Source organism: Streptomyces sp. NPDC004542 (genome assembly GCF_040610035.1).
In the GTDB taxonomy this organism is placed as follows: Bacteria; Actinomycetota; Actinomycetes; order Streptomycetales; family Streptomycetaceae; genus Streptomyces.
This window is the reverse complement of sequence record NZ_JBEXLP010000013.1, coordinates 51,818-76,737: the sequence shown is the minus strand read 5'-3', so window position 1 is coordinate 76,737 and position 24,920 is coordinate 51,818. Positions and strand designations below refer to the sequence as shown.

The 24,920-nt window shown below is 72.7% G+C and carries 22 protein-coding genes and 1 riboswitch; of the genes, 11 read left to right on the top strand and 11 right to left on the bottom strand.

What is annotated here, in order from left to right; genetic code table 11:
* Positions 1-96: 96 nt before the first annotated feature.
* The gene (locus tag ABZX30_RS10755) at positions 97-678 is read left to right on the top strand and encodes a histidine phosphatase family protein (RefSeq protein WP_355931476.1); all 582 of its coding nucleotides are present in this window, start codon (positions 97-99) and stop codon (positions 676-678) included.
* A gap of 50 nt (positions 679-728) precedes the next feature.
* On the opposite strand, the gene ABZX30_RS10750 is transcribed toward ABZX30_RS10755, so the two are convergent.
* From ABZX30_RS10750 to ABZX30_RS10735, 4 genes are all read right to left on the bottom strand, one after another.
* A complete protein-coding gene (locus tag ABZX30_RS10750; RefSeq protein WP_355931473.1) occupies positions 729-1,481 on the bottom strand; it encodes a CbtA family protein in 753 nt (250 codons plus the stop codon).
* A gap of 21 nt (positions 1,482-1,502) precedes the next feature.
* Entirely contained in the window at positions 1,503-1,724 is a 222-nt protein-coding gene (locus ABZX30_RS10745; protein ID WP_355931470.1) for a CbtB-domain containing protein, read from the bottom strand.
* Between the two features lie 36 nt (positions 1,725-1,760).
* A riboswitch (cobalamin riboswitch) is annotated at positions 1,761-1,904 on the bottom strand.
* Positions 1,905-1,969: 65 nt separating this feature from the next.
* On the bottom strand, positions 1,970-3,316 hold the full coding sequence (locus tag ABZX30_RS10740; RefSeq protein WP_355931586.1) for an acyltransferase: 1,347 nt from the start codon (positions 3,314-3,316) through the stop codon (positions 1,970-1,972).
* A gap of 307 nt (positions 3,317-3,623) precedes the next feature.
* On the bottom strand, positions 3,624-4,526 hold the full coding sequence (locus ABZX30_RS10735; protein WP_355931468.1) for a DMT family transporter: 903 nt from the start codon (positions 4,524-4,526) through the stop codon (positions 3,624-3,626).
* A gap of 237 nt (positions 4,527-4,763) precedes the next feature.
* On the opposite strand from ABZX30_RS10735, the gene ABZX30_RS10730 reads away from it, so the two are divergent.
* On the top strand, positions 4,764-5,813 hold the full coding sequence (locus tag ABZX30_RS10730) for a galactosyldiacylglycerol synthase (protein WP_355931584.1): 1,050 nt from the start codon (positions 4,764-4,766) through the stop codon (positions 5,811-5,813).
* Between the two features lie 57 nt (positions 5,814-5,870).
* On the opposite strand, the gene ABZX30_RS10725 is transcribed toward ABZX30_RS10730, so the two are convergent.
* Together ABZX30_RS10725 and ABZX30_RS10720 are read right to left on the bottom strand one after the other, a co-directional pair.
* Positions 5,871-6,620: a polysaccharide deacetylase family protein gene (locus tag ABZX30_RS10725; protein ID WP_355931465.1), complete on the bottom strand. Its 750-nt coding sequence runs from the start codon at positions 6,618-6,620 to the stop codon at positions 5,871-5,873.
* A gap of 80 nt (positions 6,621-6,700) precedes the next feature.
* Entirely contained in the window at positions 6,701-7,531 is an 831-nt protein-coding gene (locus ABZX30_RS10720) for an SDR family NAD(P)-dependent oxidoreductase (protein WP_355931462.1), read from the bottom strand.
* Positions 7,532-7,701: 170 nt separating this feature from the next.
* On the opposite strand from ABZX30_RS10720, the gene ABZX30_RS10715 reads away from it, so the two are divergent.
* The 4 genes from ABZX30_RS10715 (at position 7,702) to ABZX30_RS10700 (ending at position 10,956) form a co-directional block, all read left to right on the top strand.
* Positions 7,702-8,598: a DMT family transporter gene (locus ABZX30_RS10715; protein ID WP_355931460.1), complete on the top strand. Its 897-nt coding sequence runs from the start codon at positions 7,702-7,704 to the stop codon at positions 8,596-8,598.
* Between the two features lie 320 nt (positions 8,599-8,918).
* Entirely contained in the window at positions 8,919-10,058 is a 1,140-nt protein-coding gene (locus tag ABZX30_RS10710; RefSeq protein WP_355931458.1) for an inorganic phosphate transporter, read from the top strand.
* A gap of 44 nt (positions 10,059-10,102) precedes the next feature.
* Positions 10,103-10,327, top strand: coding sequence for a hypothetical protein (locus ABZX30_RS10705; RefSeq protein ID WP_355931455.1), 225 nt, complete (start codon positions 10,103-10,105; stop codon positions 10,325-10,327).
* Between the two features lie 365 nt (positions 10,328-10,692).
* Positions 10,693-10,956 (top strand): hypothetical protein, encoded by a 264-nt coding sequence (locus tag ABZX30_RS10700; protein ID WP_355931453.1) that lies wholly within the window; start codon positions 10,693-10,695, stop codon positions 10,954-10,956.
* Between the two features lie 81 nt (positions 10,957-11,037).
* Here the strand turns inward: ABZX30_RS10700 and narI are convergent, their stop codons facing one another.
* From narI to ABZX30_RS10680, 4 genes are read right to left on the bottom strand one after another with little or no spacing between them, the layout of a single operon-like run.
* The gene (gene narI, locus ABZX30_RS10695; protein WP_355931451.1) at positions 11,038-11,754 is read right to left on the bottom strand and encodes a respiratory nitrate reductase subunit gamma; all 717 of its coding nucleotides are present in this window, start codon (positions 11,752-11,754) and stop codon (positions 11,038-11,040) included.
* A complete protein-coding gene (narJ, locus tag ABZX30_RS10690) occupies positions 11,754-12,269 on the bottom strand; it encodes a nitrate reductase molybdenum cofactor assembly chaperone (protein ID WP_355931448.1) in 516 nt (171 codons plus the stop codon). The genes narI and narJ overlap by 1 nt, the downstream gene beginning before the upstream one ends.
* Positions 12,266-13,891, bottom strand: a complete 1,626-nt coding sequence (gene narH / locus ABZX30_RS10685) for a nitrate reductase subunit beta (RefSeq protein WP_355931445.1) — start codon at positions 13,889-13,891, stop codon at positions 12,266-12,268. The genes narJ and narH overlap by 4 nt, the downstream gene beginning before the upstream one ends.
* Before the next feature lies 1 nt (position 13,892).
* Positions 13,893-17,579 (bottom strand): nitrate reductase subunit alpha, encoded by a 3,687-nt coding sequence (locus ABZX30_RS10680; RefSeq protein ID WP_355931442.1) that lies wholly within the window; start codon positions 17,577-17,579, stop codon positions 13,893-13,895.
* Positions 17,580-18,163: 584 nt separating this feature from the next.
* Here ABZX30_RS10680 and ABZX30_RS10675 point away from each other — a divergent pair.
* The 3 genes from ABZX30_RS10675 (at position 18,164) to ABZX30_RS10665 (ending at position 22,133) form a co-directional block, all read left to right on the top strand.
* Positions 18,164-18,334 (top strand): hypothetical protein, encoded by a 171-nt coding sequence (locus tag ABZX30_RS10675; protein ID WP_355931440.1) that lies wholly within the window; start codon positions 18,164-18,166, stop codon positions 18,332-18,334.
* 163 nt (positions 18,335-18,497) lie between these two features.
* On the top strand, positions 18,498-20,141 hold the full coding sequence (locus ABZX30_RS10670; protein ID WP_355931438.1) for a sigma-70 family RNA polymerase sigma factor: 1,644 nt from the start codon (positions 18,498-18,500) through the stop codon (positions 20,139-20,141).
* 468 nt (positions 20,142-20,609) lie between these two features.
* Positions 20,610-22,133, top strand: coding sequence for an LCP family protein (locus ABZX30_RS10665; RefSeq protein WP_355931435.1), 1,524 nt, complete (start codon positions 20,610-20,612; stop codon positions 22,131-22,133).
* Between the two features lie 32 nt (positions 22,134-22,165).
* On the opposite strand, the gene ABZX30_RS10660 is transcribed toward ABZX30_RS10665, so the two are convergent.
* The gene (locus ABZX30_RS10660; protein WP_355931432.1) at positions 22,166-22,873 is read right to left on the bottom strand and encodes a histidine phosphatase family protein; all 708 of its coding nucleotides are present in this window, start codon (positions 22,871-22,873) and stop codon (positions 22,166-22,168) included.
* A 222-nt stretch (positions 22,874-23,095) separates the two neighbouring features.
* On the opposite strand from ABZX30_RS10660, the gene ABZX30_RS10655 reads away from it, so the two are divergent.
* On the top strand, positions 23,096-23,761 hold the full coding sequence (locus ABZX30_RS10655; protein ID WP_355931429.1) for a response regulator transcription factor: 666 nt from the start codon (positions 23,096-23,098) through the stop codon (positions 23,759-23,761).
* Positions 23,758-24,864 (top strand): histidine kinase, encoded by a 1,107-nt coding sequence (locus ABZX30_RS10650; RefSeq protein ID WP_355931426.1) that lies wholly within the window; start codon positions 23,758-23,760, stop codon positions 24,862-24,864. Before ABZX30_RS10655 ends, ABZX30_RS10650 begins: the two co-directional genes overlap by 4 nt.
* The last annotated feature ends 56 nt before the right edge of the window (positions 24,865-24,920 follow it).

The following is a 24,920-nucleotide window of genomic DNA, read 5'->3' as shown; positions in this document are numbered from 1 at the left end:
CGCGCTCGGCAGCCGTCCTGGGATGCCGTCGGTGCTATGTTCGCGGCCGGGGCCAGGCGATCCGCCTCCGACGCCGACCGCAGGAGGAACAGCCACGTGACCAGCCGTATGACCTTCGTCTCGCCCGCGACGAGCCCGTCGCTGCGGCAGGCCCGTTTCTACGACGGCGACTCGGTCGACGCGATGGGGGCGGCGTCCGCCCGCTCCGCCGCCGGATGTCTGCGCTCGCCCGCCCGGGTGACCGCCTCGCCGAGTGCGCGCTGCCGGGAGACGGCCCGGGCGCTGGGTCTCGAGGTCGTGGAGACGCCGGAACTGCGGGGTCTGGACGTGGGCCGCTGGCGAGGCCGCACGCTTGAGGAGGTGGCGGCCGCCGAGCCGGAGGCAGTGGGCCACTGGCTCGCCGACCCCGGCTGGGCGGCACACGGCGGCGAGTCGGTGCGGGACGTGTGCGTGCGGGTCGGGCGCTGGCTGGACGCCGCGCAGGACACGGACGGCCGTACGCTCGCCGTGGTCGAGCCGGAGGTCGTGCGGGCAGCGGTCGTTCACGCCCTGGGGCTGCCGGGATCCGCCTTCTGGCGGCTGGACGTGCCGCCGCTGGCGGCCACGGAACTCAGCGGACGGGCCGGCAGGTGGAACCTGCGGCTCGGGCAGCCGCTGGCGGTGCCGGTCACCGCCTGACGCGAGAGGGCCCCCGGACGGTTCCGGAGGCCCTCTTGTGCCGGGACCGTTCAGTTCGAGACGGGTACCGTCCGCCCTGACGGGGCTTTCGCGGGCTTGGGATTGAGCTGCCGCTCGGCCAACTCACCGAAGAGCAGCCCGAATCCGCCCCACAGGACAGCCTGGACGGCCAGCGCCGACAGCCGGAACCGCCACAGCAGCGTGGCCGGGAAGTCCTTGGGCACCTCGTTGACGACCGGCAGGAACGCGTACGCCAGCCCGAGGACGACGATGAACACGGCCACCGCGGCCACCGTCGCCCACCAGGTGCCCAGCCCGGGCGTCAGGCGCCGGCCCAGGATGGTGGCGGCGATCGCGAGCAGGACGCTGAGCAGCATCATCAGGAAGTACAGGGTGGTCCGCTTGCCGATGGTGTCGGGGTCGCCGACCGACGGCGGATTGGCCGGGTACTTCAGGAACGGCACGACGTACACGGCGAGCAGCGCGCACACGGACAGCAGCAGTGCCGTCGCCCGCGGCGAGAAGCGGCCCACACGGCCGAGCGCGAAGCAGTACGCCAGCGCTGCGATGCCGCCGAAGGCGACCCCGTAGACGAGGACGCCGGTGGCGAGGCCGGCGGTGGACTGAAGGGAGCGGGAGACGACTTCCGCCTCGTGCTCGTGGGAGTGGGTGTCCTCGAAGCCGATCGCCTTGTCGACGTTCGGCTCCCCCAGGAGGTAGGCGACGAGCAGCGCGAGCACGCCGGCGGCCAGGCCGGCGAGCATGCCCCGCACGAGGAGATTTCTTACCGTTGCGGAATTCATGGGCGGGCGGCGTCCCCCGCGTCAGTGGCAGGGGAAACCGAGCAGGTGGCGGGCGTCGTGCACCCATTCGTGGACGTCCGTGCCGCTGAACACGGAGGTGGCGCCCTGCTCGGCGCCGACGAAGTACAGCAGGACCATCATCAGGATGCCGAAGAAGACGGCCCAGGGTGCTATCGCCTTCAGCGGCAGCTTGGCGGGGATGGCGGGTGTGGTTGCTGTCGGCTGGGCGACGGTCTGCGCCATGGCAGAACCTCCTCCGGGAGTTCGCGTCCCATCTCGGTGGTGCACATGACGACGGCCACGGGTCTGACTTGCCCGACCCCCAGGAGGCGTCTGGCATACAGTGGCGCGACCGTGCCGGATTCCCACCGGCTTCCGTCTCGCCGTCGTCGATATCGGACAGACCGTACCGCGTGACGTCGGCCTGGCCAAGACCGCCCCCGCTCGGCGTGATCTTCCTCTCCAAGGGGGCGCCCGCCGACCGGCGTTCACTTCGTGGCGTCATACCGCTTCTCGTCGGGGCGGGCACCGTACGGCAGTTGACGCGGGCTCATCCGGGTCGCGGCCCAGCGTGTGCGTCCTGCCGCGACCATGGACCTCCAGGATCGGTTCCGCTTGAAGGGCGTCTCGAAGAGCTTCGCGAACAGCCAGGCCGACAGGAGCGAGGCGGGCAGTCCCAGCACCACGGTGAAACAGAACGTGGGCAGCGGGGCCGACACGTACTCCGGGGCGATCTTCCGGACGACGACCATGACGATCGGCAGATGAATGAGGTAGAGGCTGTACGAGATGTCGCCGAGACCGCGCACCGGTCGTGTGGCGAGGAGCCGCACCAGAACGGCGGGACGCCCGGTGGCGACCGCCGCGAGGAACATCGTCATGGCGGGTGCCACGGCGAGGTCCACCCAGAAGTAGTGATGTACGGTCCAGGCGGGCCCCTGGACAGCGATGAGCAGTACCACCGGCAGGGCGGACAAGGCGGCGAGCCGGTGCCAGGGCATGGCCCGGATCTCTTCTCGCGCGACGACGATTCCCGCGCCGGCCAGACCGGCGACGAACACGGGCGCGAGATGCGGGGTCAGCAAGTTGTCGCCTTCGGCCGGGGATGCGCCTGCCGCCACCAGCCCACGCAGGGACACCAGGAGTGTCACGCCCGCGACGAGGAGTACCGCCCCCAGCCGCCGCCGCAGAAGAAGCAGCAACGGGAAGAGCAGATAGAGCTCCGCCTCCACGGCGATCGACCAGAAAGCGCCGTTGGGCGTGGGAGCCGTGAAGACGTCCTGGAGCGCCAGACCGTAGACGAGGAGCGTTCTGCCGTTCGGCGGCCCGTGATGCGAGGCGGGCACCACGAAGTGACCGATCACCACGCTCAGTGCGAGTGCGGCCCAGTACGGCGGAAGGATGCGCCAGGCACGCCGTCGCAGAAACCGGGCGATTCCGCCCTGCCGCCAGCCGTGACGCGCTGGGGAGACGGCCAGCGAGAAGCCGGACAGTACGAGAAAGAAGACGACGGCGAGACGCCCGTACATCAGCCAGCCCAGCCAGGACGGCCCCGAGTTCTCGGGAAAGCCTGGAAAGGCCAGCAGCCAGCAGTGGAAGAGGAGCACGTACAGCGCGGCCACACCGCGGAGCCCGTCAAGACCCGGCACATGGCCGCCGCCTGCTCCGGCCGTTCCGGACGCCTGCCGTCGTATCGGGACGGCCACGGCGGACTCGCTGCTGACGGGGCGGGGCGATAAGGATGAGATCGTTCGGCCCTTTCTCTCGGCGCCATGTCGGAACAGGCAGCCCTCGATCGCGGTCCGGGGGGCACGGCGCCACCCACGGCGACTCATACGTCGCGCACAGCGAGGGGGTTCAATGCCGCACGAGCGCTGCCGCCGCGGGTTACGCGGGCATTCAGAGCCGCCGCCGGGCACGTCGGCGGGCGCGAGGCCCCTGCTGTCGCCGGGGTACACGCCGGGTGCGGCGGGGAGCTTGGCCTGGAGGAGGTCCATGACCGTGGAGTCGGTCAGCGTGGTGACGTCGCCGAGCCGGCGGTTCTCCGCGACGTCGCGCAGCAGGCGACGCATGATCTCGCCGGAGCGGTTCTTCGGCAGCTCCGCCACCGGCAGGCCGGGTTTATCAGCCTGGATTGTTCCCTCACGTGTGAGTGACCGAATCGGGTTCCGCCTCGTCCCAGCTCCCGCCGGAGGCCACCACGGGCGAGCGGGTCAGCCCGACGATGCCCGCCGCCATGAGGCCGACTCCCACGGCCTCGGGCACCATGCGCCAGCCCAGCGCGATGCTCTCCCCGAACAACAGGCCGCCCAGGGTGACGCTGATCAGGGCATCCCCCAGCGTCAGGGCCGGCTGGGAGGCCGCCAGCGTGCCGGCCCGCAGCGTCCACTGGAGCAGCAGCACGCTGAGCAGACCGGTGGTGGCGGCGGCGTAGGTGTGCCAGGTGGTGAGGACGGCGACGGGCCCTGCCGCGAAGCGCCCGGTCACCTCTTTGATCAGGGCGGCGGTCACCGCGAAGCAGGCGGCGGTCGCGACGCCGAGCGTGACCGCCTGCGCGGGGCCGCGCATACGGCGGGCGGCGAGCAGGAGGACGGCGACGCAGCACGCCGATCCGCCCCCCACCGCGAGCCAGCGCCAGTCGTCGGCCCGGTCATCGCCCGGGGACGGGGACGCGCTGAGCAGGAAGAGCGCCAGTCCGCCCGCGAGCATCACGAAGGCTCGCCAGGTACCGGCGTCGGGGCGGTGCCGGAACACCGCGGCGCCCACGAGCAGAGTGAACAGCAGTTCGGTGCAGAGCAGGGGCTGCACCACGGAGAGTTCCCCGGCGTCCAACGCGATCACCTGGAAGACGGCCGAGAACACCATGGCCGTCGCCCCGGCCCACCAGTACGGATGGCTCAGCAGTTCCGCCAGTCGGGCCACCGCGGCCTTGGCACCGCGGCCGGTGACGTCGTCCGGTTCGACGGCAGCCCTGCGCTGCAGGACGGCCGCCGCCGCGTTGGACAGCGCGGAGAGCAGAGCCATGACGACCGTGAGCACATTCATGCGCATGCCTGACGTTGACGAGATGTACGCGGTGATAAACCTACCCATACCGGCCGCGCACGACGGGTGGGTACCGGCGCCGCCCCTTTGCCCGCCGGTACTGCGGATTACCTGTTGCCCACTGCCCGGATGCGAGGTGACCATGCCGCGGACGTGCCCTGACCCGTACTCCTGCCTCGTCGCCGCGGTGCCGGTGCGGCGCCCGCCGTGAGCCGCCTGCTCCTGGTCGGCGCGAGCATGGGCTCCGGCCACGACGCGGTCGCCGCCGAGCTGGCCCGGCGGCTGCGCGGGGCCGGGCACGAGGCCGCGCACACGGACGTACTGGAGCTGCTGCCCGCCCGCATCGGCGCGGGGCTGCGCGGCTTCTACCGTACGACGGTCCGGCACGCCCCCCTGCTGTACGCGGGCATCTACGCCGCCTTCTTCCGCGCCGGCGCCGGACCGCGGCCGGGCAGCGCGCCGCTCACGGCGCTCGCCGAGGACCGGTTGCGGGCGGTGGTGGCGAGCGAGCGTGCCGACGCGGTCGTCGCGGTCTTCCACCTCGCCGCCCAGCTGACCGGCCGGATGCGGGCACTGGGACGGCTGACGGTACCCAGCGCGGTGGTCATCACGGACTTCGACGTCCACCGGCAATGGCTGCACCGGGGCAACGACCTCAACCTGTGCCTCACCCCGCGGCTCGCCCGGGACGTGCGGCGCGGCCTGGGACGGCCCGCCCTCGCCTGTGGCCCGTTGCTGCCGGACCGCTTCCGCCCGCACCCGGCCGGTGCGGCGGACTGGCGGCAGCGGCTCGCGGCCGGCGACGGGCGCCTGCCCGTGCTGCTGTCCTCGGGCGCGTGGGGCGTGGGGAGCCGGCTCGAGGCGACGGCCCGGCTGCTGGCCGGCGCGGGCTACCGGCCGGTCGTCCTGTGCGGGCGGAACACGCGTCTGCGCGGTCTGCTGTCGCGGGTGCCGGGGACGCTCGCCATGGGCTGGGTGGACGACATGCCGGGCCTGCTCGCGGCATGCGCGGCCCTGGTCGACAACGCCGCGGGGCAGACGGCGCTCGAAGCACTCGCCGTCGGTGTCCCCGTCGTCGGCTACCGTCCCATCCCCGGCCACGGTGCGGCGGGTGTACGCCGTATGGCGGCGCTCGGCCTGACCGAGTACGCCGCCGACCCGTGGCAGCTGGTGCAGTGCCTGGACCGCCGCACGGCGGGCGGCACGGCGCACGGCCGCCCGGTACCGGCCGCCCGCCGTCTCGTCCAGGGTGATGTCGTAGGCGCGCTGGAACGGCTCTGCGCCTGAGGAGCGGCCGACGGCCGGGCGGCGGTGCCCGGCGGCAGGGCGTGCCCGGCTCCTCGCTCAGTCCCGGCCCGCGACCCGGTGTTCGCCGAGCGGACCGACCCTCAGGCCCGCCGCCCGGCAGGCGCCCACCAGCCGGGGCAGCGCGGCCAGTGCCGCGCGCCAGCAGCCCGGTGCCGCGTGGCGGTCGGTGTCGTGCAGCAGCACCGTGCCGCCGCCCCGCACGTCCGCCAGGACGTTCGCCGCCACGGAACCGGCGGTGGCGTGGGCCGTCCAGTCGCGGCCCCAGGCCGTCCACAGGACCGGATGCAGTCCGCTGCGGCGCGCGGCCAGCAGCCGGTCACCGGTGAGAATGCCGTACGGGGGCCGGTACCAGGCCGGGGTGGCACCTGACACCTCCGCCACCGCATGCGTGGCGCGCGCCAGTTGCCGGGCCTCCCGGACCGGGGCCGGCCGCCAGGGACGGTGGTGCGTCCAGCCGTGGACCGCGAGTTCGTGACCGCGCCGGACGATGTCGTGGCCCAGCCTGCGGTGGCGCAGCACCTGCTCGCCCAGCACGAAGAAGGTGGCACGGACCGACAGCTCGTCCAGTGCGTCGAGGAAAGCGGGCGTGGAGCGGGGATCGGGCCCGTCGTCGAAGGTGAGCGCGACGTGGTCGCCGCTGCCGACACCTGCCAGGGCCGGCAGCCATGCGCACCGCGGACCGGGCAGCCAGGTCCCGGCCGGCACGATGTGGGCCGCGGCGACGAGCGCCGGGAGCACGCGGGCGGCCGTGGCGCACCAACGGCCCCGCTCGACGCTGTCCGGCATGTCCTCCTCGTTTCGCTTCCGGTCCGCCTCGTTTCGCTTCCGGTCCGCTGGGCCCGTTGCCCGGCTCGGGGCCGTCCCGTTCAGCCGAACCGGGCCGCCAGGCGCCGGTACGAGGCGGGCGCGAGACGGCGCACCACGACCGGTACCCGGAGCCAGCCGGGCACGAACACCTCGTCGCGTTCCCTGCGCACCGCCGCGACGACCGCGGCGGCCACCCGCTCGGGCGGGACCGGGTGCGGGCGCCGGCGGGAGTACGGCGCCCCTCTCCGGGTGAAGAAGGGGGTGTCCACCACGCCCGGCACGACGTGGGTCAGCCGCACGCCGGTGCCGTCGAGCTCGTACCGCAGCGCGTCGGCGAAGGCGCCGAGTCCCGCTTTCGCCGCGGAGTACACCGCTTCCTCGCGCACTCCGACGCAGCCCGCGATGGACCCGATCAGCACCAGCCGGCCCCGGCGCCGCGCCAGCATGTGGGGCAGGACCTGCCGGACCAGGTGCACCACCGACGTCAGGTCCACGGTGAGCAGCCGGTCCGCCTCACCGGCGGGCATCGAGGTGAACGGCCCCGCCCAGCCCACGCCGGCCGCGGCGACGAGCAGATCGATGCCCGGTACCTGCCGAAGCGCCCGGTCGACCAGCTGCCGGGCACCGTCGGCGCCGGACAGGTCGCAGGGAAGGGCGATCCCGGACGTCTGGCGGGCCACCAGGTCCAGCCGGTCCCGGTCACGTCCGGAGACCAGCAGCGCCCACTTGTCGTCCGCCAGGGACCGGGCGACAGCGGCACCGATCCCGGACGACGCGCCCGTCACGAGGGCCACACCTGTGCCGGGCCCGGTGCCCGGCAGGAGGGCGGACCGAGCCGGGCCCGGATCCGCCGTGACGCGTCCCAAGCCGACCTCCCCGCACCCGCGCATCCGACGACCACCATGTCCATCGAGGGGTAGCCGGGGCCGACGGCTTTCAAACGTGGGACGGCGCACGGACGGCCCGGTGATGAGCCACGCGGGTGTCTTTGCGCAACGGTCCCGGCCGGGCTCCGTCCGTACCGGGCCTCGGCGCCGTCCGCACGGGAGGATGGAAAGCCGTGGTGTACCTCTTCAGTCTTCCCGCCGCGTGCCTGCTGGGCTTCGGCTTCGTGCTCCAGCAGCACGCGGCCGAACGCGAACCGCTGTCCCTGATGCTGTCCTTCCGGCTGCTGCTGGACCTGGTGCGGGTACCCCTGTGGCTGGCGGGCATCGGCTGCATGGTCACGGGCCAGATCCTCGGCGCACTCGCGCTGACGCACGGCAGCCTGGCCCAGGTGGAGCCGCTGCTGACCACGAATCTGCTGTTCGCGATGGCCCTGGCCCGGTGGATGGGCGACCAGCCGCTGGGCCGGTCGGGCTGGCTGGGGGCGCTCGCCCTCAGCGGCGGCGTGGCGGCCTTCGTCCTGGCGGGACGCCCGCACAGCGGTCAGGGCCAGGTCGGTGCGCTGCGGCACTGGCTCGTGATCGCCTGCGTGCTGGGGCTGGCCGGCACCCTCGTCGTCGTCGCCCAGCGTCTGCGGCTGATGCACCGGCCGCCCTTCCTGGCCGCCGCGGCCGGCACGCTCTACGGTCTCCAGGACGCGCTCACCCGGGTCAGCGGCGGCATCCTGGGTGACAGGGGGATCACCGGTCTGCTGGTCTCGTGGCAGCCCTGGGCCGTCGTGGCGCTGGCGGTGGTGGGTCTGCTGCTGGTGCAAAGTGCCTTCGAGGCCGGGCCGTTGCGCCTTTCCCTGCCCGCGCTGACCGCCGCCGAACCCCTGACCGGCATCGCCTGCGGCATCGGCTTCCTCCAGGACCGGCTGCGCACCGAGCCGGGCGCGCTGGCCTGGCAGGCCGCGGGGGTGATCGCGGTGATCACCGGCGTCTTCGTCCTCGGGCGGCACCCCGTCATGCCGAGCGGCGAGCGGCGTCCCGAACCGCCACCGCACCATGCCGGGAACGGGAACCGGCCCTGACGAAGCCGCCCTCGAAGCGCCGGCATCCTTCGGCCGGCCCGCTGCGACGCCGTCCGCCAGGCCCTGGTGGACGTCCCGCCGCGCCCGCCGGCCGGCTTCGCGCCGCCCGCGCGTGGGCGTGTCGGTACGCGCCGCCGGCGGTCACCGCGGTGCCCAGCGGGCGAGTTCGGCGCCGGCCCCGGCGAACACTTCGTCATCGTGTCCGGCGAGTGGCCTCCGCCGTCGGTGGTGCGGCTCCCCCGCCTCCCTGCGGTCGCGGGCCCGGAGGGCGCGGCTTAGCGTGGGAAGCAGGACGCCGGCCTTGGGAGGAGGACTCCCCCGTGGGTACCGTCTCGTTCCTCCTCATCGTGGTCGTACTGACGGCTCTGGCCTTCGACTTCACCAACGGGTTCCACGACACGGCGAACTCGATGGCGACATCCATCGCCACCGGGGCACTGAGACCGCGCGTCGCCGTCGCCGTCGCGGGGGTGTTGAACCTGGCGGGCGCGTTTTTGTCCACGGCGGTCGCCAGGACCGTCTCCGGCGGCATCGTGGACGATGCCAGAGTGTCCCTGGTCATGGTGTTCGCCGGACTCGTCGGCGCCCTGCTGTGGAACCTGCTGACCTGGCTCGCCGGGCTGCCGTCGAGTTCGTCGCACGCGCTGTTCGGCGGGCTGATCGGTGCTGTGTGGGTGGGCGCCGGCGGATCCGCGGTGCAGTTCGGGGTGATCGTGGAGAAGGTCGTGGTGCCTGCCGTCCTCTCGCCCGTCATCGCCTGCGTCGTCGCCGTGCTGGCCACCTACTTCGCGTATGTGATCACCCGGCGGGCGGGACCCGACCAGGCGCGGCACGGGTTCCGCAGGGGTCAGGTCGGTTCGGCAGCACTGGTGGCGCTCGCCCACGGCACCAACGACGCGCAGAAGACCATGGGGGTCATCACCCTGGCCCTCATCTCCACCGGGGCGCTCGCCCACGGATCCGGGCCGCCCTGGTGGGTGGTGCTGTCCGCCGGGCTCGCCATCGCGCTCGGCACGTACGCGGGCGGCTGGCGGATCATCCGCACCATGGGCCGGGGACTCACCGACATCGAGGCCCCGCAGGGCTTCGCCGCCGAGACCAGCGCGACGGCCGTGATCCTCGCCTCGTCCCACATGGGGTTCCCCCTGTCGACCACGCAGGTGTGCACCGGCAGCATCCTGGGCGCGGGCCTGGGCCGCCGGATGGCCGAGGTGCGGTGGGGCGTCGCCGGACGCATCGCGCTGTCCTGGCTGTGCACACTGCCCGCGGCGGCGGCCATCGGCGGCGCGGCGGCCTGGACCGCCAGTCGTGGCACGGTGGGGGTGGCCCTGGTGGCCGCCACCGCGGCCGCCTCGGCGGCCGGGTTCTGGGCTCTGTCGCGTCGCCGGCCCGTGACCCCGGACAACGTCAACGAACTGCCCGTCCGGCGGCCCGAACAGGTCCGCCGGACAGCGGCGTGAGCACCGGGCGGCGGTCGCGCCCTGCGGCGGGAGGAGGCGGAGCGATGGACATCCACTGGGGCAGCCTCGGCATCGTGTTCGGTGTCAGTCTCGGGATCACGCTGCTCACGGTCGTGCTGTTCTCCCTCGGCGTCGCCGCCTGGCCCCGCGGCGACGACCGCGAACGTGCCTTGGGCGGCAACCGGCCGGCCGCCGCCGCGGCGGCGCTGTGCTTCGCCGCGTGCCTGGCGGTCGCCGCCTACGGTCTCACCCTGATCATCGGCGGCTGACGAGCCGAACGCCGGCTGCGGGGGGCACGGAGCGATGCGGGATTCCGGTCAGGGTGCTGGGCGCGGCGTCACCGTGCACGGTTCACATGTGCACTAATATGCATGATGTCCGGACGGTACCGCCGCAACCGTGAACTGTCAGGCGCCCGGGAAGCGAAGCACCGCGGCTCACCGCGCCTGACCCGCTGAAGTCCGGTCAGTTCTTCCGCATGGGTGTAGCCGGGGACGGCAAGGCACCGACCCCTCAGGGCAGCTGCCGAGCCCGGGCGTTCGCACCCGTGCATCAGATGATGTCGACTGCTTGTGGTTGGAGCCGCCGCCCGGCGGCCTCGGTCGCCGGGTCTCTATCCCTCAGGGAGGCCCCCGTGTCGAAGTCTTCTTCCGCAGCCTGCGTCGAACCCCGTGTCCCCGGCCCTCGGCGGCTGGGCGGTTCAGAGGCGGTGGTGATCGTGATCATCATCTGCCTGAGCTCCGTCCTGGCGACGGTCGCCGGGATGAGCGTCCCCGATGTACTGCGTCTGCTGGCGGGAGCCGGCACGGTCGCCGCCCTGGTGATCGGCCTGGTCACCCGGCCACCCGTGCGGAGCCTGCGCCGGCTGCTGGGCGCACTGCTCGCCTCGTCGCCCTGAGCACCCCGCCCGCGCGAGCGGCCGGAACCCGGCCGGCCCGAGGTGCGGGAACGCCCCCCCGGACCGGCTTGGGCCGTCAGGTCACACCCCGGGCATCCGGCCCTGTCCCCGCACCTGGCCGGCCGTACGGCGCGAGCGGTAGACGACGTAGGGCCGGACCACGTAGGCGAGCGGCGGGGCGAACGCGTGGACGAGGCGGGTGAACGGCCACAGGGCGAAGAGGGCCAGGGCCAGCAGAGCATGGCCCTGGTAGACGAGCGGGGCGTGCGCCATGGCGGTGACGTCGGGGTCGAGCGTGAACAGGCTGCGGAACCAGACGGCGACGCCGAGCCGGTAGTCGTACGGGTTGGTCACCGAGGAGGCGGTGGCGGTGAGACCGGCGAGCAGGACGAGGACGAGCAGCGGGTAGGCCGCCCGGTCGCCGCGGTTGCCGGCGCGGCGTACCGCGAGTACCCGCAGCCGGCGGTACAGCAGGAGGGCGAGGCCGGTGACGGCCGCGATGCCCGCGGTGCCTCCCATGGTCAGGGCCACGGCGTGGTACTGCTCCTCGCTGATCCTCAGGCGCCGGGTGAGGGCTTCGGGGACGAGCAGGCCCATGACGTGGCCGCCGATGACGAGGAACAGCGCGTAGTGGAACAGGGGACCGCCGATGCTGAGCAGCCGGGACTCGTGGAGCTGGCTGGAGCGGGTGGTGAAGCCGAAGCGGTCGTAGCGGTAGCGCCAGGCGGTGCCGGCGACCAGCACGGTCAGACAGAGGTAGGGCAGGACGCCCCACAGCGCGACGCGCAGGTGCGTCATCAACGGCGTACTCCTTCGTCGAGGGTGGCACGTACGGCGCGGATCACGTCGAGGTAGGGGCTGCCCTGGGCGGCGAGGCCGGCGGCGAGCAGGGCGAGGGCACCGCGGTGCTCGTGCAGCACGGCACGGCCGGCGGCCGGGCAGCGCGCCGCGAACTCCAGTACGGCGGGGAGGTGGTCGGGCAGTTCACTGCCGGACGGCTCCCAGCCGTGCTGCCGGTAGCGGGCCTTGAGCGCGGCGAGCGAGGCGCCCCGGCGCCGGGTGTCGCCGTCGGTGTAGTGGGTCAGGTGCAGGGTGCGGCGGCGGCTGCGGTCGAAGGTGGTGACGTACTGGGCCGCCAGGTCGAGCAGCGGGACGCCGGCGGTGCGGCGGCAGAACCGCAGCAGCGGTTCCGTCGCCGGGCCGGGCAGCCCGTCGATCGACTCCAGCACCAGGGCGCGCCGGGCCGGCCAGCACTGGTCGGGGTAGTGCAGGAGCAGGGAGGCCGCCTGGTGGACGGCTCGGTGCTGGTTCATCGCGGCGGTTCGGCCTTCCGTTCGGGGAACAGCCCTCGCGGTCGGCCGTGGCCGTTCCAGTTGAGCAGGTTGACCCGGCCGCGCAGGTCCCGTGCCCCGCCGCCGGGGCCGTCGGCCGCGGGGACCGGCGGAGCGTGGAAGGCGCCCGCCGCGTCCGTGCCGTACATGCCGGGGCCGCCCTCGTGGTCCAGGCTGCAGCCCGGGCCGGCCGTCCCGTCCCCGCCGCCCGCGACGTACGTGGTGGGAATGACGTACCGCTCGTCGTACTTGGCGAGCGCGAGCAGCCGGTACATGGCCTCGATGGACCGCTCGTCCAGGCCGACGGCCGCGGCGACGGCCGGGTCGCGCTCCTCGCCGAGGTTGAGGGCGCGCATATGGGCGCGCATCGCCGCCAGGCGGCACAGCGCGGCCTCGACGGGCGCGGTGTCACCCGCGGTGAACAGACCGGCGAGGTAGCCGAGCGGGATGCGCAGCGAGTCGATCGCGCCGAACAGGGCCGCCGGGTCCTCCCCGTCGTGGCCGCTGCGGGTGAGTGCCTCGACGACGGGTGAGAGCGGGGGGACGTACCAGACCATGGGCATCGTGCGGTACTCGGGGTGCAGGGGCAGCGCGATGCGGTAGGTGGTGATGAGTTCGCGGACCGGGGAGCGGCGGGCCGCCGAGATCCAGTCGTGCGGGATGCCCGATTCCTCGGCCGCGCGCACCACCTCGGGGTCGTCCGGGTCGAGGAAGCAGGCCAACTGGGCCTCGTACAGGTCACGTTCGTCGGCGGTCGCGGCGGCCTCGCCCACCTTGTCGGCGTCGTAGAGCATGACGCCGAGGTAGCGCAGCCGGCCCACGCAGGTCTCCGAGCAGACGGTCGGCTCGCCCGCCTCGACGCGCGGGTAGCAGAAGGTGCACTTCTCGGCCTTGCCGGTGGCGTGGTTGAAGTAGACCTTCTTGTACGGGCATCCGCTCACGCACATCCGCCAGCCCCGGCAGCGGTCCTGGTCGACCAGGACGATGCCGTCCTCGATCCGCTTGTAGAGCGCACCGGACGGGCAGACCGCCACGCAGGTCGGGTTGAGGCAGTGCTCGCAGATGCGCGGCAGGTAGAACATGAACGCCTGCTCGTACTCCAGGCGCACCTGTTCGTTCAGCTGCCGCACCACCGGGTCGCCCGCCAGGTGGCCGGGGCCGCCGCCCAGGTCGTCGTCCCAGTTGGGACCCCAGGACACCGCGGTGGGGCGGCCGTCGACCAGGGAGCGGGGACGGGCGGTGGGCAGGTCGTCGCCGAGCGGGGCGGAGATCAGGGTGTCGTAGTCGTAGGTCCAGGGCTCGTAGTAGTCCTGGAGGGTGGGCAGTTCGGGGTTGGCGAACAGGCGGGCCAGGCGGCGGGCGCGGCCTCCGGTGCGCGGGACGAGCCGGCCCCGTGCGTCCAGGCGCCAGCCTCCCTTCCACCTCTCCTGGTCCTCGTGACCCTTGGGGTAGCCCTGTCCGGGGCGGGTCTCGACGTTGTTGAACCAGGCGTACTCGGTGCCCGTGCGGTTGGTCCAGGTCTGTTCGCAGGTGACCGAACAGGTGTGGCAGCCGATGCACTTGTCGAGGTTCATGACCATGGCGATCTGGGCCATACAGCGCATGTCAGTACTGCACCTCCTGCGCGCGGCGGCGGATCACGGTACGGGCGTCGCGCTGGTTGCCGGTGGGACCGTAGTAGTTGGGGGCGAACGACAACTGGGCGTAGCCGCCGATGAGATGGGTGGGCTTGAGCAGGATCCGGGTGAGCGCGTTGTGGACACCGCCGCGTCGCCCCGTGCTCTCGCTGCGCGGGACGTTCACCAGGCGTTCCTGCACGTGGTACATGAACACCGTGCCGGTCGGCATGCGGTGCGAGACGACGGCCCGGGCGACCACGACACCACCCGGGTTCACCGCCTCCACCCAGTCGTTGTCGGCGGCGCCGACGGCCTCGGCGTCGGCGACGCTCATCCAGATGACGGGACCGCCGCGGGCCAGGGTCTGCATCAGCAGGTTCTCCTGGTACTCGGAGTGGATCGACCACTTCGAGTGCGGGGTGAGGTAGCGGACGTCGACCTCCCGCTCGCCGGGCCGCGCCTGCGGACCGAAGTCCAGGGGAGGCCGGTAGACGGGCAGTTGCTCGCCCAGCTCGGCCGTCCAGTCGTGGTCCAGGTAGAAGTGCTGGCGGCCCGTGAGGGTGTGCCAGGGTTTGCGGTGCTCGGTGTTGAGCGTGAACGGCGCGTACCGCCGGTCGGGGGCCTCCTTGCCGGACCACTCGTAACTGGTGCCGACCTGCACGGGCCGGTCCTGGGTGTCGGCGAAGACGACCCGGCGTTCGTGCACGGCTTCGGCGAGGGCGGCGAACCCGCTGCCCGGTCCGCAGCGTTCGGCGAGCCGCTCGAACCCCTCCGCCGCCAGGCGTCCGTTGGTCGTGCCGGACAGGGCGAGGATCGCCTCGCACAGCTTGACGTCGGTGTCCAGCAGGGGACGGCCGCGCGCCGGTCCCGAGGCGGCGGTGCCGCAGCGGGAGGCGAGCCAGCGTGCCTCGGGCGACGGCCGTACGGTGACGCCCTTGACGGTGATCCCGTGTTCCTCGGCGAGCGGACCGAAGGCGGCGAGCTTGTCGGCCACGGCCGTGTAATCACGCTCGACCAGGGTGAAGCACGGCAGGTTCCGGCCCGGTTCCGGCGGCCGGCCCGGGTGCCAGTCCCGTACCGTGCCGCCGGGCTGAGCCATCTCGCCCGGGGTGTCGTGCTGCTGCGGCGTGGCGACCAGGTCGTAGGCCGTGTCGAGCCGGCCCACGGCCAGCTCGCTGAACTTCGCGGCCAGCGTATGGAAGATCTCGAAGTCGGTCCGGGCCTGCCAGGGCGGGCTGATCGCGGGTGAGAACGCGTGCACGTAGGGGTGCATGTCGGTGCTGGACAGGTCGTGCTTCTCGTACCAGGTGGCGGCCGGCAGTACCAGGTCGGCCATGAGCGTGGTCGACGTCATGCGGAAGTCGACCGCGAGCAGCAGGTCGAGCTTGCCGCGCGGCGGCTCGTCGTGCCATACGAGATCGCGCGGCCGGGCTCCGGGCGGGGCCTGTTCGGCAGTCGCGTTGTCGCTCGCGCCGAGCAGGTGGCGCAGGAAGAACTCGTTGCCCTTGGCCGAGGAGCCGATCAGGTTGGCCCGCCAGACCGTGAGCACGCGCGGCCAGTTGGCCGGGTCGTCGGGGTCCTCGCAGGCGAAGGACAGTCGGCCCGCGGCGAGCCGGGAGGCCACCCACTCGTCGGGCTCGTGCCCGCTGCCGTGCACCGCGCGGCCGAGGTCGAGCGGGTTGGCGGAGAAGGTGGGGGCCGCGGGCATCCAGCCGAGCCGCATCGACTGGGCGACCAGGTCGGCGGTGTGCCGTCCGGCGAACAGCCCCTTGCCGGTGGGCGAGGCGAGGGCGTCGGCGGTGTGCGTGTCGTAGCGCCACTGGTCGGTGTGCAGGTACCAGTACGGCGTCCCGGCCATCTGCCGGGAGGGCCGTACCCAGTCCGCGGCCGACTGCAACTGCTGCCACCCGGCGTAGGGGCGCACCTTCTCCTGGCCCACGTAGTGCGCCCAGCCGCCGCCGTTGACGCCCTGGCAGCCGGTGAGCAGCAGCAGGGCGAGGAAGGAACGGTAGATGGTGTCGGAGTGGAACCAGTGGTTGGTGCCCGCACCCATGACGATCATGCAGCGGCCGCGGGTCTTCTCGGCGGTGTGCGCGAACTCGCGGGCCAGGCGCACCACCGCGTCGGCCGGCACCGAGGTGATCGCCTCCTGCCAGGCGGGGGTGCAGGGCTGGGAGGCGTCCTGATAGCCGGCGGCCCACTCACCCGGCAGCCCCTCGCGGGCCACCCCGTACTGGGCGAGCAGCAGGTCGAACACCGTGGTGACCCGGCGTCCGCCCAGCTCGCGCACCGGGACGCCGCGCGCCGTGGGCGGCCCGCCGTCGAACCGGGGCAGCAGGACGCAGACGGCGTCGGCGTCGGTCTCGGCGTCGGTCTCGGCGTCCGTGCCCGTCCGGTACAGGGTGAGCTGCGGTTCGACGTCACCGAGGTCGAGGTTCCAGCGTCCTTCGCCGCGCTTCGACCAACGGTCGCCCAGGGTGCCGTTCGGTACGACCGGGTGCCCGGAGCCGGCGTCGAGGAGCACCGGTTTCCACTCGGCGTGCTCGGCGTCCTCGTCGGTGCCGAGCAGCCCGGTGCCGAGCGCCGCGGCCGTGACGAACTTGCCCGGCACGAACGCGCCGTCGTGCTCGTCGAGTTCGACCAGGAACGGCAGGTCGGTGAAGCGCCGGACGTAGTCGGTGAAGTACGGCACCTGGCGCCGGACGAAGCACTCGGTGAGGATCACCTGCCCCATGGCCATCGCCAGGGCGCCGTCGGTGCCCGGGTGCGGGTGCAGCCACTCGTCCGCGAACTTGGTGGCGTCCGCGTAGTCCGGGGAGACCACGACGACCTTCTGGCCGCGGTAGCGGGCCTCGGCCATCCAGTGCGCGTCCGGTGTCCGTGTCACCGGCACGTTGGAACCCCACAGCATCAGGTAGGCGGCGTCCCACCAGTCCCCGGACTCGGGTACGTCCGTCTGGTCGCCGAACACCTGCGGTGAGGCGATCGGCAGGTCGGCGTACCAGTCGTAGAAGGTGAGCATCGGCGCGCCGATCAGGGACATGAAGCGGGCGCCCACCGCCTGCGAGGCCATCGACATCGCCGGGATCGGTGAGAAACCCGCGACCCGGTCCGGGCCGTGGACGGCGATGGTGTGCACATGGGCGGCGGCGGCGATCTCCAGAGCCTCCTCCCAGTCGACCCGCACGAGGCCGCCCTTGCCCCGCGCCGACTGGTAGCGCCGCCGTCTGCCGGGGTCGCCGGTGACCTCGGCCCACGCCGCCACGGGGTCGCCGAGCCGCGCGCGGGCCTCGCGGTACATCTCCAGGAGGACGCCGCGCACATGCGGGTGGCGCACGCGCGTCGGCGAGTACGTGTACCAGGAGAAGGACGCGCCGCGCGGGCAGCCGCGCGGCTCGTACTCGGGCCGGTCGGGGCCCGTCGAGGGATAGTCGGTCTCCTGGGTCTCCCAGGTGATCAAGCCGTCCTTGACGTACACCTTCCACGAGCAGGAGCCGGTGCAGTTCACGCCGTGGGTGGAGCGGACGACCTTGTCGTGGGCCCAACGCTCCCGGTAGGGAGCGTCGTTGACGCCCTGATCGGTGCGGAAGACCGCCCGCAGGTCAGGTGTGGTCGCGGTCCGGCGCAGTATCCCGCCCGCTCGCAGCAGTTGATCGGCGGCCAGCGCCGCCATTCGTTCCGCTTCCCGTCGGGCACGGCGCCGTCCCACTGTGTCCACTCCCTTTGCAGTCGGCAAAGCACGCGGGCCCCGACGGCCCAGACCGTCGGGGCCCGCGTTCCGCTTCTGCCAGCGTCGAGCACGGTGACGTAGTGCGTTCGCGCAACTACGCAGAGTTGAGGATGTCTATACGGTGCTTTTCTTGCCCTTTGCAATGGTTGTGCACGACACGGGAATTCCGGGGGGCCTGCCCACCCATCCCGTGCTTCCCGCCACGCGCACGGCCGATGACCGAGGCCGGGCTCAGCCGTTCAGTGCCACCGCGTCCTGCGGAAGGCCGCCAGGGCGCTGCGGGACCTGGTCGCCCGCCGAGCCGGGGCAGGGCCCGGTGCCGCACGGCCCGCAAGAGGCCGTGGACCGGATGTGGCCCCCGCGTGGCCCGCCGTCCCGGGACCGGCGGGCCGACGCCTCCAGGGCGCCGTCGCGAGGTATGCGGAATCTACGCTTTCAAGAAGTCAAACGGAAGCCCGTCTTCCCCTTGACCCCTTCAGCTGCACCGTCGCACCCTGAACCCCACCCGTCGCAAGGGAGCACACGGTATGAGCCGGGCCACCACCACCCACCGCATCGTCGAGTACTGGACGGACAAGGGCACCCAGGTGATCTTTCCCGTCGAACGGAGCGAGGAAGTGGACCGCATGAGCGATGAGGAACTGATCGCGAAGTACGGCGATCCCGGAGCCGGGGCGGTCGCGCGCATCGTCCGGTAGGCCACCGCAAGGCCCCCATGTGACGTGCTCCCTTGCGCACGTCGCACCGCAGTGGCGAACCTCTCATGGAACAGGTTTCCGAAGAACTGTTATCCAGGGCTCATCGAGCGGTCTCCCAGTCATCGGACACCATCGTTCGGCGACGAGGACAGGGAGGCTTCTGATGGGTACACAGCACACGGGGGACCCGGCGGCACTGGTGAGCGCCGCCCGAGCCGGCGATCCAGGAGCCCAGGACGCACTGGTCAGCGCGTATCTCCCGCTCGTCTACAACATCGTGGGACGGGCTCTCAACGGCTCGGTCGACGTCGATGACGTGGTGCAGGAGACCATGCTCCGGGCCCTCGACGCGCTGGCGGACCTGCGTACTCCGGAAAGCTTCCGCTCCTGGCTCGTGGCCATCGCCATGAACCAGGTCAGGACGCACTGGCAGAGCCGGCGGAGCGCGCCGGACACCGTGGAGGACGCCGTGGACCTCGCGGATCCGGGTGCCGACTTCGTGGACCTGACCATGGTGCGGCTCCAGTTGTCCGGCCAGCGTCAGGAGACCGCGCGCGCCACACGCTGGCTCGAGCCCGACGACCGGGGACTGCTGTCGCTGTGGTGGCTGGAGTGCGCCGGCGAGCTGACCCGGTCGGAGGTCGCCGCCGCCCTGGACCTGTCACCCCAGCACACGGCGGTCCGGGTGCAACGGATGAAGGCACAGCTGGAGGCGGCCCGGGTGGTGGTGCGGGCGCTCGACGCGCAGCCCCCGTGCGCGGAACTGGCGGGTGTGCTGGCCTCCTGGGACGGCCGGCCCTCGGCCTTGTGGCGCAAGCGCATAGCCCGGCACGCCCGCGACTGCGTACGCTGTTCCGGCCTGTGGAGCGGGTTGATGCCCGCGGAGGGACTGCTGACCGGACTGGCGCTGGTCCCGCTGTCGGCCGGGTTGCTCGCGAGGATGCGCTCCCTTTCCGGACACATGGCTCCGGCCGGCTCGGCGTCGCGGCTCGACGCGGCCCAGGGCCGCACCGGAGCGGACCCGCGGGCCGGGCACCGCGTCCAGCCCGGCCGGACGACCTCGCGCGGCGCGGCCCGTCGACGCCGACGCGTCCGGCGCAGGGCCGTCGGGGGCGCCGTCGTGGCGGCCTGCCTGGCGGGGGGCGGCCTCTGGTACTTCGGCTGGTACTTCGACACGGACTCCGGGACCGGACCCGACGGGGCGACCGCCGCGCGGGCCGGCGGCGATCCCGTCACCGACCTCTCCGCGACCCGTGCCGTCGAGACCTCGCCGTCGGTATCACCCTCGCCGGCCACGCCGGAACCGAAGAGGACGAGCGCTTCGAAGACGCCCGGGCCCACCAGGAAGGCCACACCGACTCCCCGGCGCTCCACCCGGCCGGCCCAGCGGCCGTCCAGCACACCGCGGGTCCAGGCGGCGCCGTCGGACACCGTGGGACAGGTGGTCGCGCTGGTGAACAAGGAACGTGCGGCCGCCGGGTGCGGGCCGCTCACGGAGGATCCGCAACTGGAGGAGGCCGCGCAGCGCCACTCCGACGACATGGCAGCCCAGCACTTCTTCGACCACACCAACCCGGACGGCGCCGACCCCGGACAGCGCATCACGGCCGCGGGCTACCGCTGGTCGACGTACGGGGAGAACATCGCCCAGGGGCAGCAGACCGCGCAGACGGTGATGGACTCCTGGATGAACAGCTCCGGCCACCGCGCCAACATCCTCAACTGCTCGTTCAAGGACATCGGCGTGGGTGTCCACCGGGGTTCGGGCGGCCCGTGGTGGACCCAGGACTTCGGCGCGAAGCTGTGACACCGGCAGGCCGGCCGGAGTGACCGGACGGCTACGCGGTGTGGGCGCGTGTGCCGCCGCGCGCCGTCCACCGGCCCCCGTGAGGTCCTTCCCCTGTGAATCCCCTCAAGATTTACGCTGACCTGCCCATGGGTTTGTTAGATTGCGCAACTACGCAATCCAGGTGGAGCGCCACCCGCTCCACCTGTCCGTACCGCCGCTCATGTCGGCCGCAACCCTGACGGCCCGGCCTGATGGGCCCGACCGTTCATGGGAGTGGGAATGAGCGAGCCGTGGGACGGCCGGGGCGGTCAGGCCGCCCGAAGCCGTACCGCCCAGGTGCCTGGACCGCGTACGGAGCGGGCCGGCGGTGCGCCGGTGCCGGGCGCGCCGGCGCTGGGCGGCAGGGCCGCGACGCGGGCGGCTTACCGTGGGCGTGGCGGGTCGCGGACGAGGCGGCGGGCCCGTCCGACGGGGGGCGGCAGGCGGGTGCTGAAGATCGTGGCGATCTGCGTGTCCGTTCTGGTGCTGGTCACGGCGGGGGCGGGCTGGTGGTTCTACGAGCACCTCAACGGCAACATCAACAGTGTCGCGCTCGACGGCAAGGGCGGGACCGAGAAGGCGGACGCCTTCGGCCGTACCCCGATCAACATCCTCGTCATGGGCTCGGACGGCCGGACCAGCAAGGCCGACTGCAAGCTCGGCGGGGGCTGTGCGAAGACAGGTGTGCAGACCGGCAGCAACGCGGACGTGGAGATGGTGGTGCACATATCCGCCGACCGCTCCAACGCCACCGTGATGAGCATCCCCCGTGACACCATGACCCGGGTCCCCGCCTGCAAGGACGGCGCGGACGGCCGGTCCACGCCCGGCTACTACGGGCAGATCAACAGCGCGCTGCAGTACGGTCCGGCCTGTCAGGTGGCCACCGTGCACCAGCTCACCGGCATCCCCATCGACCACTTCGTCAAACTGGACTTCTCCGGTGTGGTGAAGATGTCCGACGCGGTCGGCGGGGTCTCCGTGTGCGTCGACGCCGACGTCTACGACACCTACTCGCACCTGAAGCTCTCCCATGGCACCCACACGCTCAAGGGGGTCGCGGCGCTGGAGTTCGTCCGTTCCCGGCACGGCTTCGGCGACGGCAGCGACCTGGGGCGCACCGTCTCCCAGCACATCTTCCTGAGCGCGATGATCCGCAAGTTCAAGAGCGCGGGCACCCTCACCGACCCGGCCGCCGTCTACGGCCTCGCCGACGCCGCGACCAAGGCACTGACCGTCGACGACGGCCTGGGCACCGTCCGGAAACTGGTCTCGCTGGCCGCCGACGTGAACAAGGTCCCCACCCAGCGGATGACCTTCACCACCATGCAGACCGCCCCCGACCCGGCCGACAACGACCGCGTGGTGACCGGCCCCGGCGCCGGCGCCCTCTTCGCCGCCATCGCCGACGACCAGTCCCTGACCACCGGCTCGGGCGGGAAATCCGCCGCGGCCGCCGCGACCGCGAAGGCCACCGCGCCGGCCGTGTCCGCCTCCCGGATCTCCGTGACCGTCGAGAACGGCACCACCCTCACCGGCCGCGCGTCGGCCGTCGCCACCGCACTCACCGGCCAGGGCTTCAGCCCCGGCACCACCACCGCCAACGCCCCGAGCCCCTCCGCCACCACCACCCTCACCTACGGCACCGGCCAGAAAGCCCAGGCCAAGACCGTGGCCAAGGCACTCGGGCTGCCCTCCTCGCACCTGAAGCAGGGCACCGGCACCGGCCTGACCCTCGTCATCGGCAACGACTGGCCCAGCGGCACCCGGTTCCCCGGCGGCTCCGCCGCCTCCTCCCCCACTCCCGCCGACACCAGGACCGCCGTCTCCAACGCCCACGCCCAGACCGCCGACCAGGCCAAGACCTGCGCCAAGGTCAGCACCTACAAGACCGTCTCCCTGGGCGGTGTCCCCATGACCCCGACCCAGGCCTACGCCGCGGCGGCCGGCAAGCCCGACTCCGACGACTGAGGGCGACCGGCCTCGCCCCCGGCCGGCACGGGTCAACGCCTGGCGGGCGGCACACTGACCAGCCACCGTTGGGCAGCGTCACGCCCGGTCCGCGCACGCCGCGGACCCTGACGGCCGACCGTGTGCCGGGGCCGGTCGGCCTGGTGACAGGCCATGGCGTGCCGGACGGCCTCACCCGGGAAGGAGCCGTCGAGCGGCCGCACGCTCCAGACGTCGGCGCTCCGGACGAGGGAGACGATGTACAGGGGCGGTACCTCGATCCACCAGAAGGCTCGTGCCGGTACGGACAGGGCGTGGACCAGCAGGGCCTTGACGACGGCCGGCTCGGCGACGGCCACGGCGCCGCCCGTCTGGTGGGGCAGGCTGTCGAGCCAGTGCGCGGCCCGGTGGCAGAGCTGGGTCACGGATTCGCCGCCGTGCGGCGCGGCATCCGGGTCCGTGAGCCAGGCGCTGAGCCCGTGCGGGTCCGCGGCGGCGACTTCGGCCCTCGTGCGGCCACGCCACGTCCCGTGGTCGATGTCGCGCAGCGCCGGATCCGCCGTGGTCCGAAGTCCGAGGGCCGCCGCGGTCAGCGCGCAGCAGCTGGAGGGCGACCGCACGGCCGGCGGGCGGAACGGCGTCACCGCGGGGACGGCACCCGCGTCATGCAGGTGGCGGTCACGGAGGGCACCGTGTCCGAACATCGTGTCCGTGCTCACGTCACGGGTGTGCCCGCATACGAGCGTCAGGCGGATCGTCATGCGACTGCCCTCCTCCATGCCCCACCGTCTGTTCCGTGGGTTCTCCTGTGCTCCAGGGTTCGCCGCTTGCGTGCCCACCACCATCCGGCAGAGGGCCGGAACCGCCCCCGCCGACCGGCGGGCGGCACCCCCGCCACCTGGGCCGTCCGTGCGCGGCAGACTGCGGCGCCGTAGCCGGCGTGGTACGAATCGGAGAGTGATCCGATGATGAGTGGAGCACGTGTGATCCGGGTTCTGGTGGTCGACGACGAGGCCCTGCTTCGCACGGGCTTCCAGCACATCCTGGACGCCTCGGACGACATCGAGGTCGTGGCGGCGGTCTCCGGTGGCGAGGCGGTCCGCACGGCGCGGGCGACGGCTCCCGACGTCGTGCTGCTCGACATCCGCATGCCGGACGTCGACGGGCTCACCGTCCTGGCCGGTCTGCTCCGGCTGCCGCAGCCCCCGGTGGTGGCCATGCTCACGACCTTCGACATGGACGAGTACGTCGTCACGGCGCTGCGGTCGGGCGCGGCGGGCTTCCTGCTCAAGGACACCGATCCCGAGGAGCTGCCGTTCCTCGTGCGCGCGCTGGCCGACGGTGGCTGCGTACTGTCGTCCAAGGTCACGCGGACGGTCGTGGACCGGTACCTCCAGGCCGGCTGCCCGGAACAGACCGCCCGCCGCCTGGACCGGCTGACCGACCGCGAGCGTGCCGTGCTCGTCCTCATCGCCGAGGGGCTGTCCAACACCGACATCGCCGGCCGTATGCACCTGAGCACGGGCACGGTCAAGGACCACGTGAGTGCCGTGCTCGGCAAGCTGGAGGTCAACAGCCGCGTCCAGGCCGCTCTGCTCGCCGAACGCGCCGGGCTCCTCACACCGCCTCAGGACCTGGAACCGGGATGATGTCCCGTCGGCACACCGACGCGCTGTGTGACGCCGCCCTGATCGGGGCGGCACTGCTCGACGTGTGGGCCAACGTCGACCGCGGCGATTCGCTGCGCATGGCCGTCGGCCTGCTCGCCGCCTGCATGCTCGTGCTGCGCCGACGCCTGCCGCGGCTCACCTTCCTGCTCACCCTGCCCGCCGTCCTGCTCTCGGACGCGGTCTTCGCCACCCTCGCGGCCCTGTACACACTCGCCACGCTCACTCGGAGCCGGTCCTGGCTGGCCGTGTGTGCCCTGGCGCTGACGCTCGGCGACATGACGTCGACCTCGCCTTCCCTGCGGCTCGATCTGTGGAACGCCTCGGCCCTGATCACCCTGGGCTACACCGCGGCCACGGCGGTGGCTCCCGTCTTCCTCGGCCAGCTCGTGCAGGCCCGGCGTGATCTGTCGCTGCGGCTCGCCGAGATCTCCCGGGCGCGTGACCACGAGCGGCGGCTGACCGAGCAGGCCGTCATGGCCAAGGAACGCGCGCAGTTGGCGCGGGAGATGCACGACGTCGTCTCCCACCAGGTCAGTCTGATCGCGGTGCGGGCCGGAGCGCTCCAGGTCGGCACGCGGGACGCCGACACCAAGGAGGCCGCGGCCACCATCCGGCGGCTGAGCGTGCAGACACTGGACGAGCTGCGGCACATGGTCAACGTCCTGCGCGACTCGCACGGCCGCCCCGCCGAACTGACCCCGCAACCGTCGCTGAGCGACCTGCGGCGGCTGGTCGACGCCAGTGGCATCGACACCGACCTGAAAGCGGAACTGCCCGACGGCCTCCCTCCGGCGATCCAGCGCGCTGTCTACCGCACCGTCCAGGAGGCGCTGACCAACGTCCGCAAACACGCGCCCGGCGCCGACGCGACCGTACACGCCTCCTACGACGGTGACACCGTCACCGTCACCGTCAGCAACACCGCACCGGTCCGGCCCCCCGTCCCCCTGCCCAGCGCGCACTATGGTCTGGTGGGCCTGCGACAGCGCGCCGCCCTGCTCGGCGGCACCGTCACCAGCGGCCCCACCTGCGACGGCGGTTACCAGCTCCGCCTGGAACTGCCTGCCGGACAGACGCCGTGACACCGCTAGCGTCCCGGCCGGGATCGCGCAGGCCGGCCGCCCCGCCCGCCGACATC

What these genes read in the sequence shown, in the direction of transcription:
- ABZX30_RS10750 (WP_355931473.1), bottom strand. Translation starts at nt 1,481, where the DNA reads ATGAATTCCGCAACGGTAAGAAATCTCCTCGTGCGGGGCATGCTCGCC.
- ABZX30_RS10745 (WP_355931470.1), bottom strand. Translation starts at nt 1,724, where the DNA reads ATGGCGCAGACCGTCGCCCAGCCGACAGCAACCACACCCGCCATCCCC.
- ABZX30_RS10740 (WP_355931586.1), bottom strand. Translation starts at nt 3,316, where the DNA reads ATGAGTCGCCGTGGGTGGCGCCGTGCCCCCCGGACCGCGATCGAGGGC.
- ABZX30_RS10735 (WP_355931468.1), bottom strand. Translation starts at nt 4,526, where the DNA reads ATGAATGTGCTCACGGTCGTCATGGCTCTGCTCTCCGCGCTGTCCAAC.
- ABZX30_RS10730 (WP_355931584.1), top strand. Translation starts at nt 4,764, where the DNA reads ATGGGCTCCGGCCACGACGCGGTCGCCGCCGAGCTGGCCCGGCGGCTG.
- ABZX30_RS10725 (WP_355931465.1), bottom strand. Translation starts at nt 6,620, where the DNA reads ATGCCGGACAGCGTCGAGCGGGGCCGTTGGTGCGCCACGGCCGCCCGC.
- ABZX30_RS10720 (WP_355931462.1), bottom strand. Translation starts at nt 7,531, where the DNA reads ATGCGCGGGTGCGGGGAGGTCGGCTTGGGACGCGTCACGGCGGATCCG.
- ABZX30_RS10705 (WP_355931455.1), top strand. Translation starts at nt 10,103, where the DNA reads ATGGACATCCACTGGGGCAGCCTCGGCATCGTGTTCGGTGTCAGTCTC.
- narI (WP_355931451.1), bottom strand. Translation starts at nt 11,754, where the DNA reads ATGACGCACCTGCGCGTCGCGCTGTGGGGCGTCCTGCCCTACCTCTGT.
- narJ (WP_355931448.1), bottom strand. Translation starts at nt 12,269, where the DNA reads ATGAACCAGCACCGAGCCGTCCACCAGGCGGCCTCCCTGCTCCTGCAC.
- narH (WP_355931445.1), bottom strand. Translation starts at nt 13,891, where the DNA reads ATGCGCTGTATGGCCCAGATCGCCATGGTCATGAACCTCGACAAGTGC.
- ABZX30_RS10680 (WP_355931442.1), bottom strand. Translation starts at nt 17,579, where the DNA reads ATGGCGGCGCTGGCCGCCGATCAACTGCTGCGAGCGGGCGGGATACTG.
- ABZX30_RS10675 (WP_355931440.1), top strand. Translation starts at nt 18,164, where the DNA reads ATGAGCCGGGCCACCACCACCCACCGCATCGTCGAGTACTGGACGGAC.
- ABZX30_RS10670 (WP_355931438.1), top strand. Translation starts at nt 18,498, where the DNA reads ATGGGTACACAGCACACGGGGGACCCGGCGGCACTGGTGAGCGCCGCC.
- ABZX30_RS10660 (WP_355931432.1), bottom strand. Translation starts at nt 22,873, where the DNA reads ATGACGATCCGCCTGACGCTCGTATGCGGGCACACCCGTGACGTGAGC.
- ABZX30_RS10650 (WP_355931426.1), top strand. Translation starts at nt 23,758, where the DNA reads ATGATGTCCCGTCGGCACACCGACGCGCTGTGTGACGCCGCCCTGATC.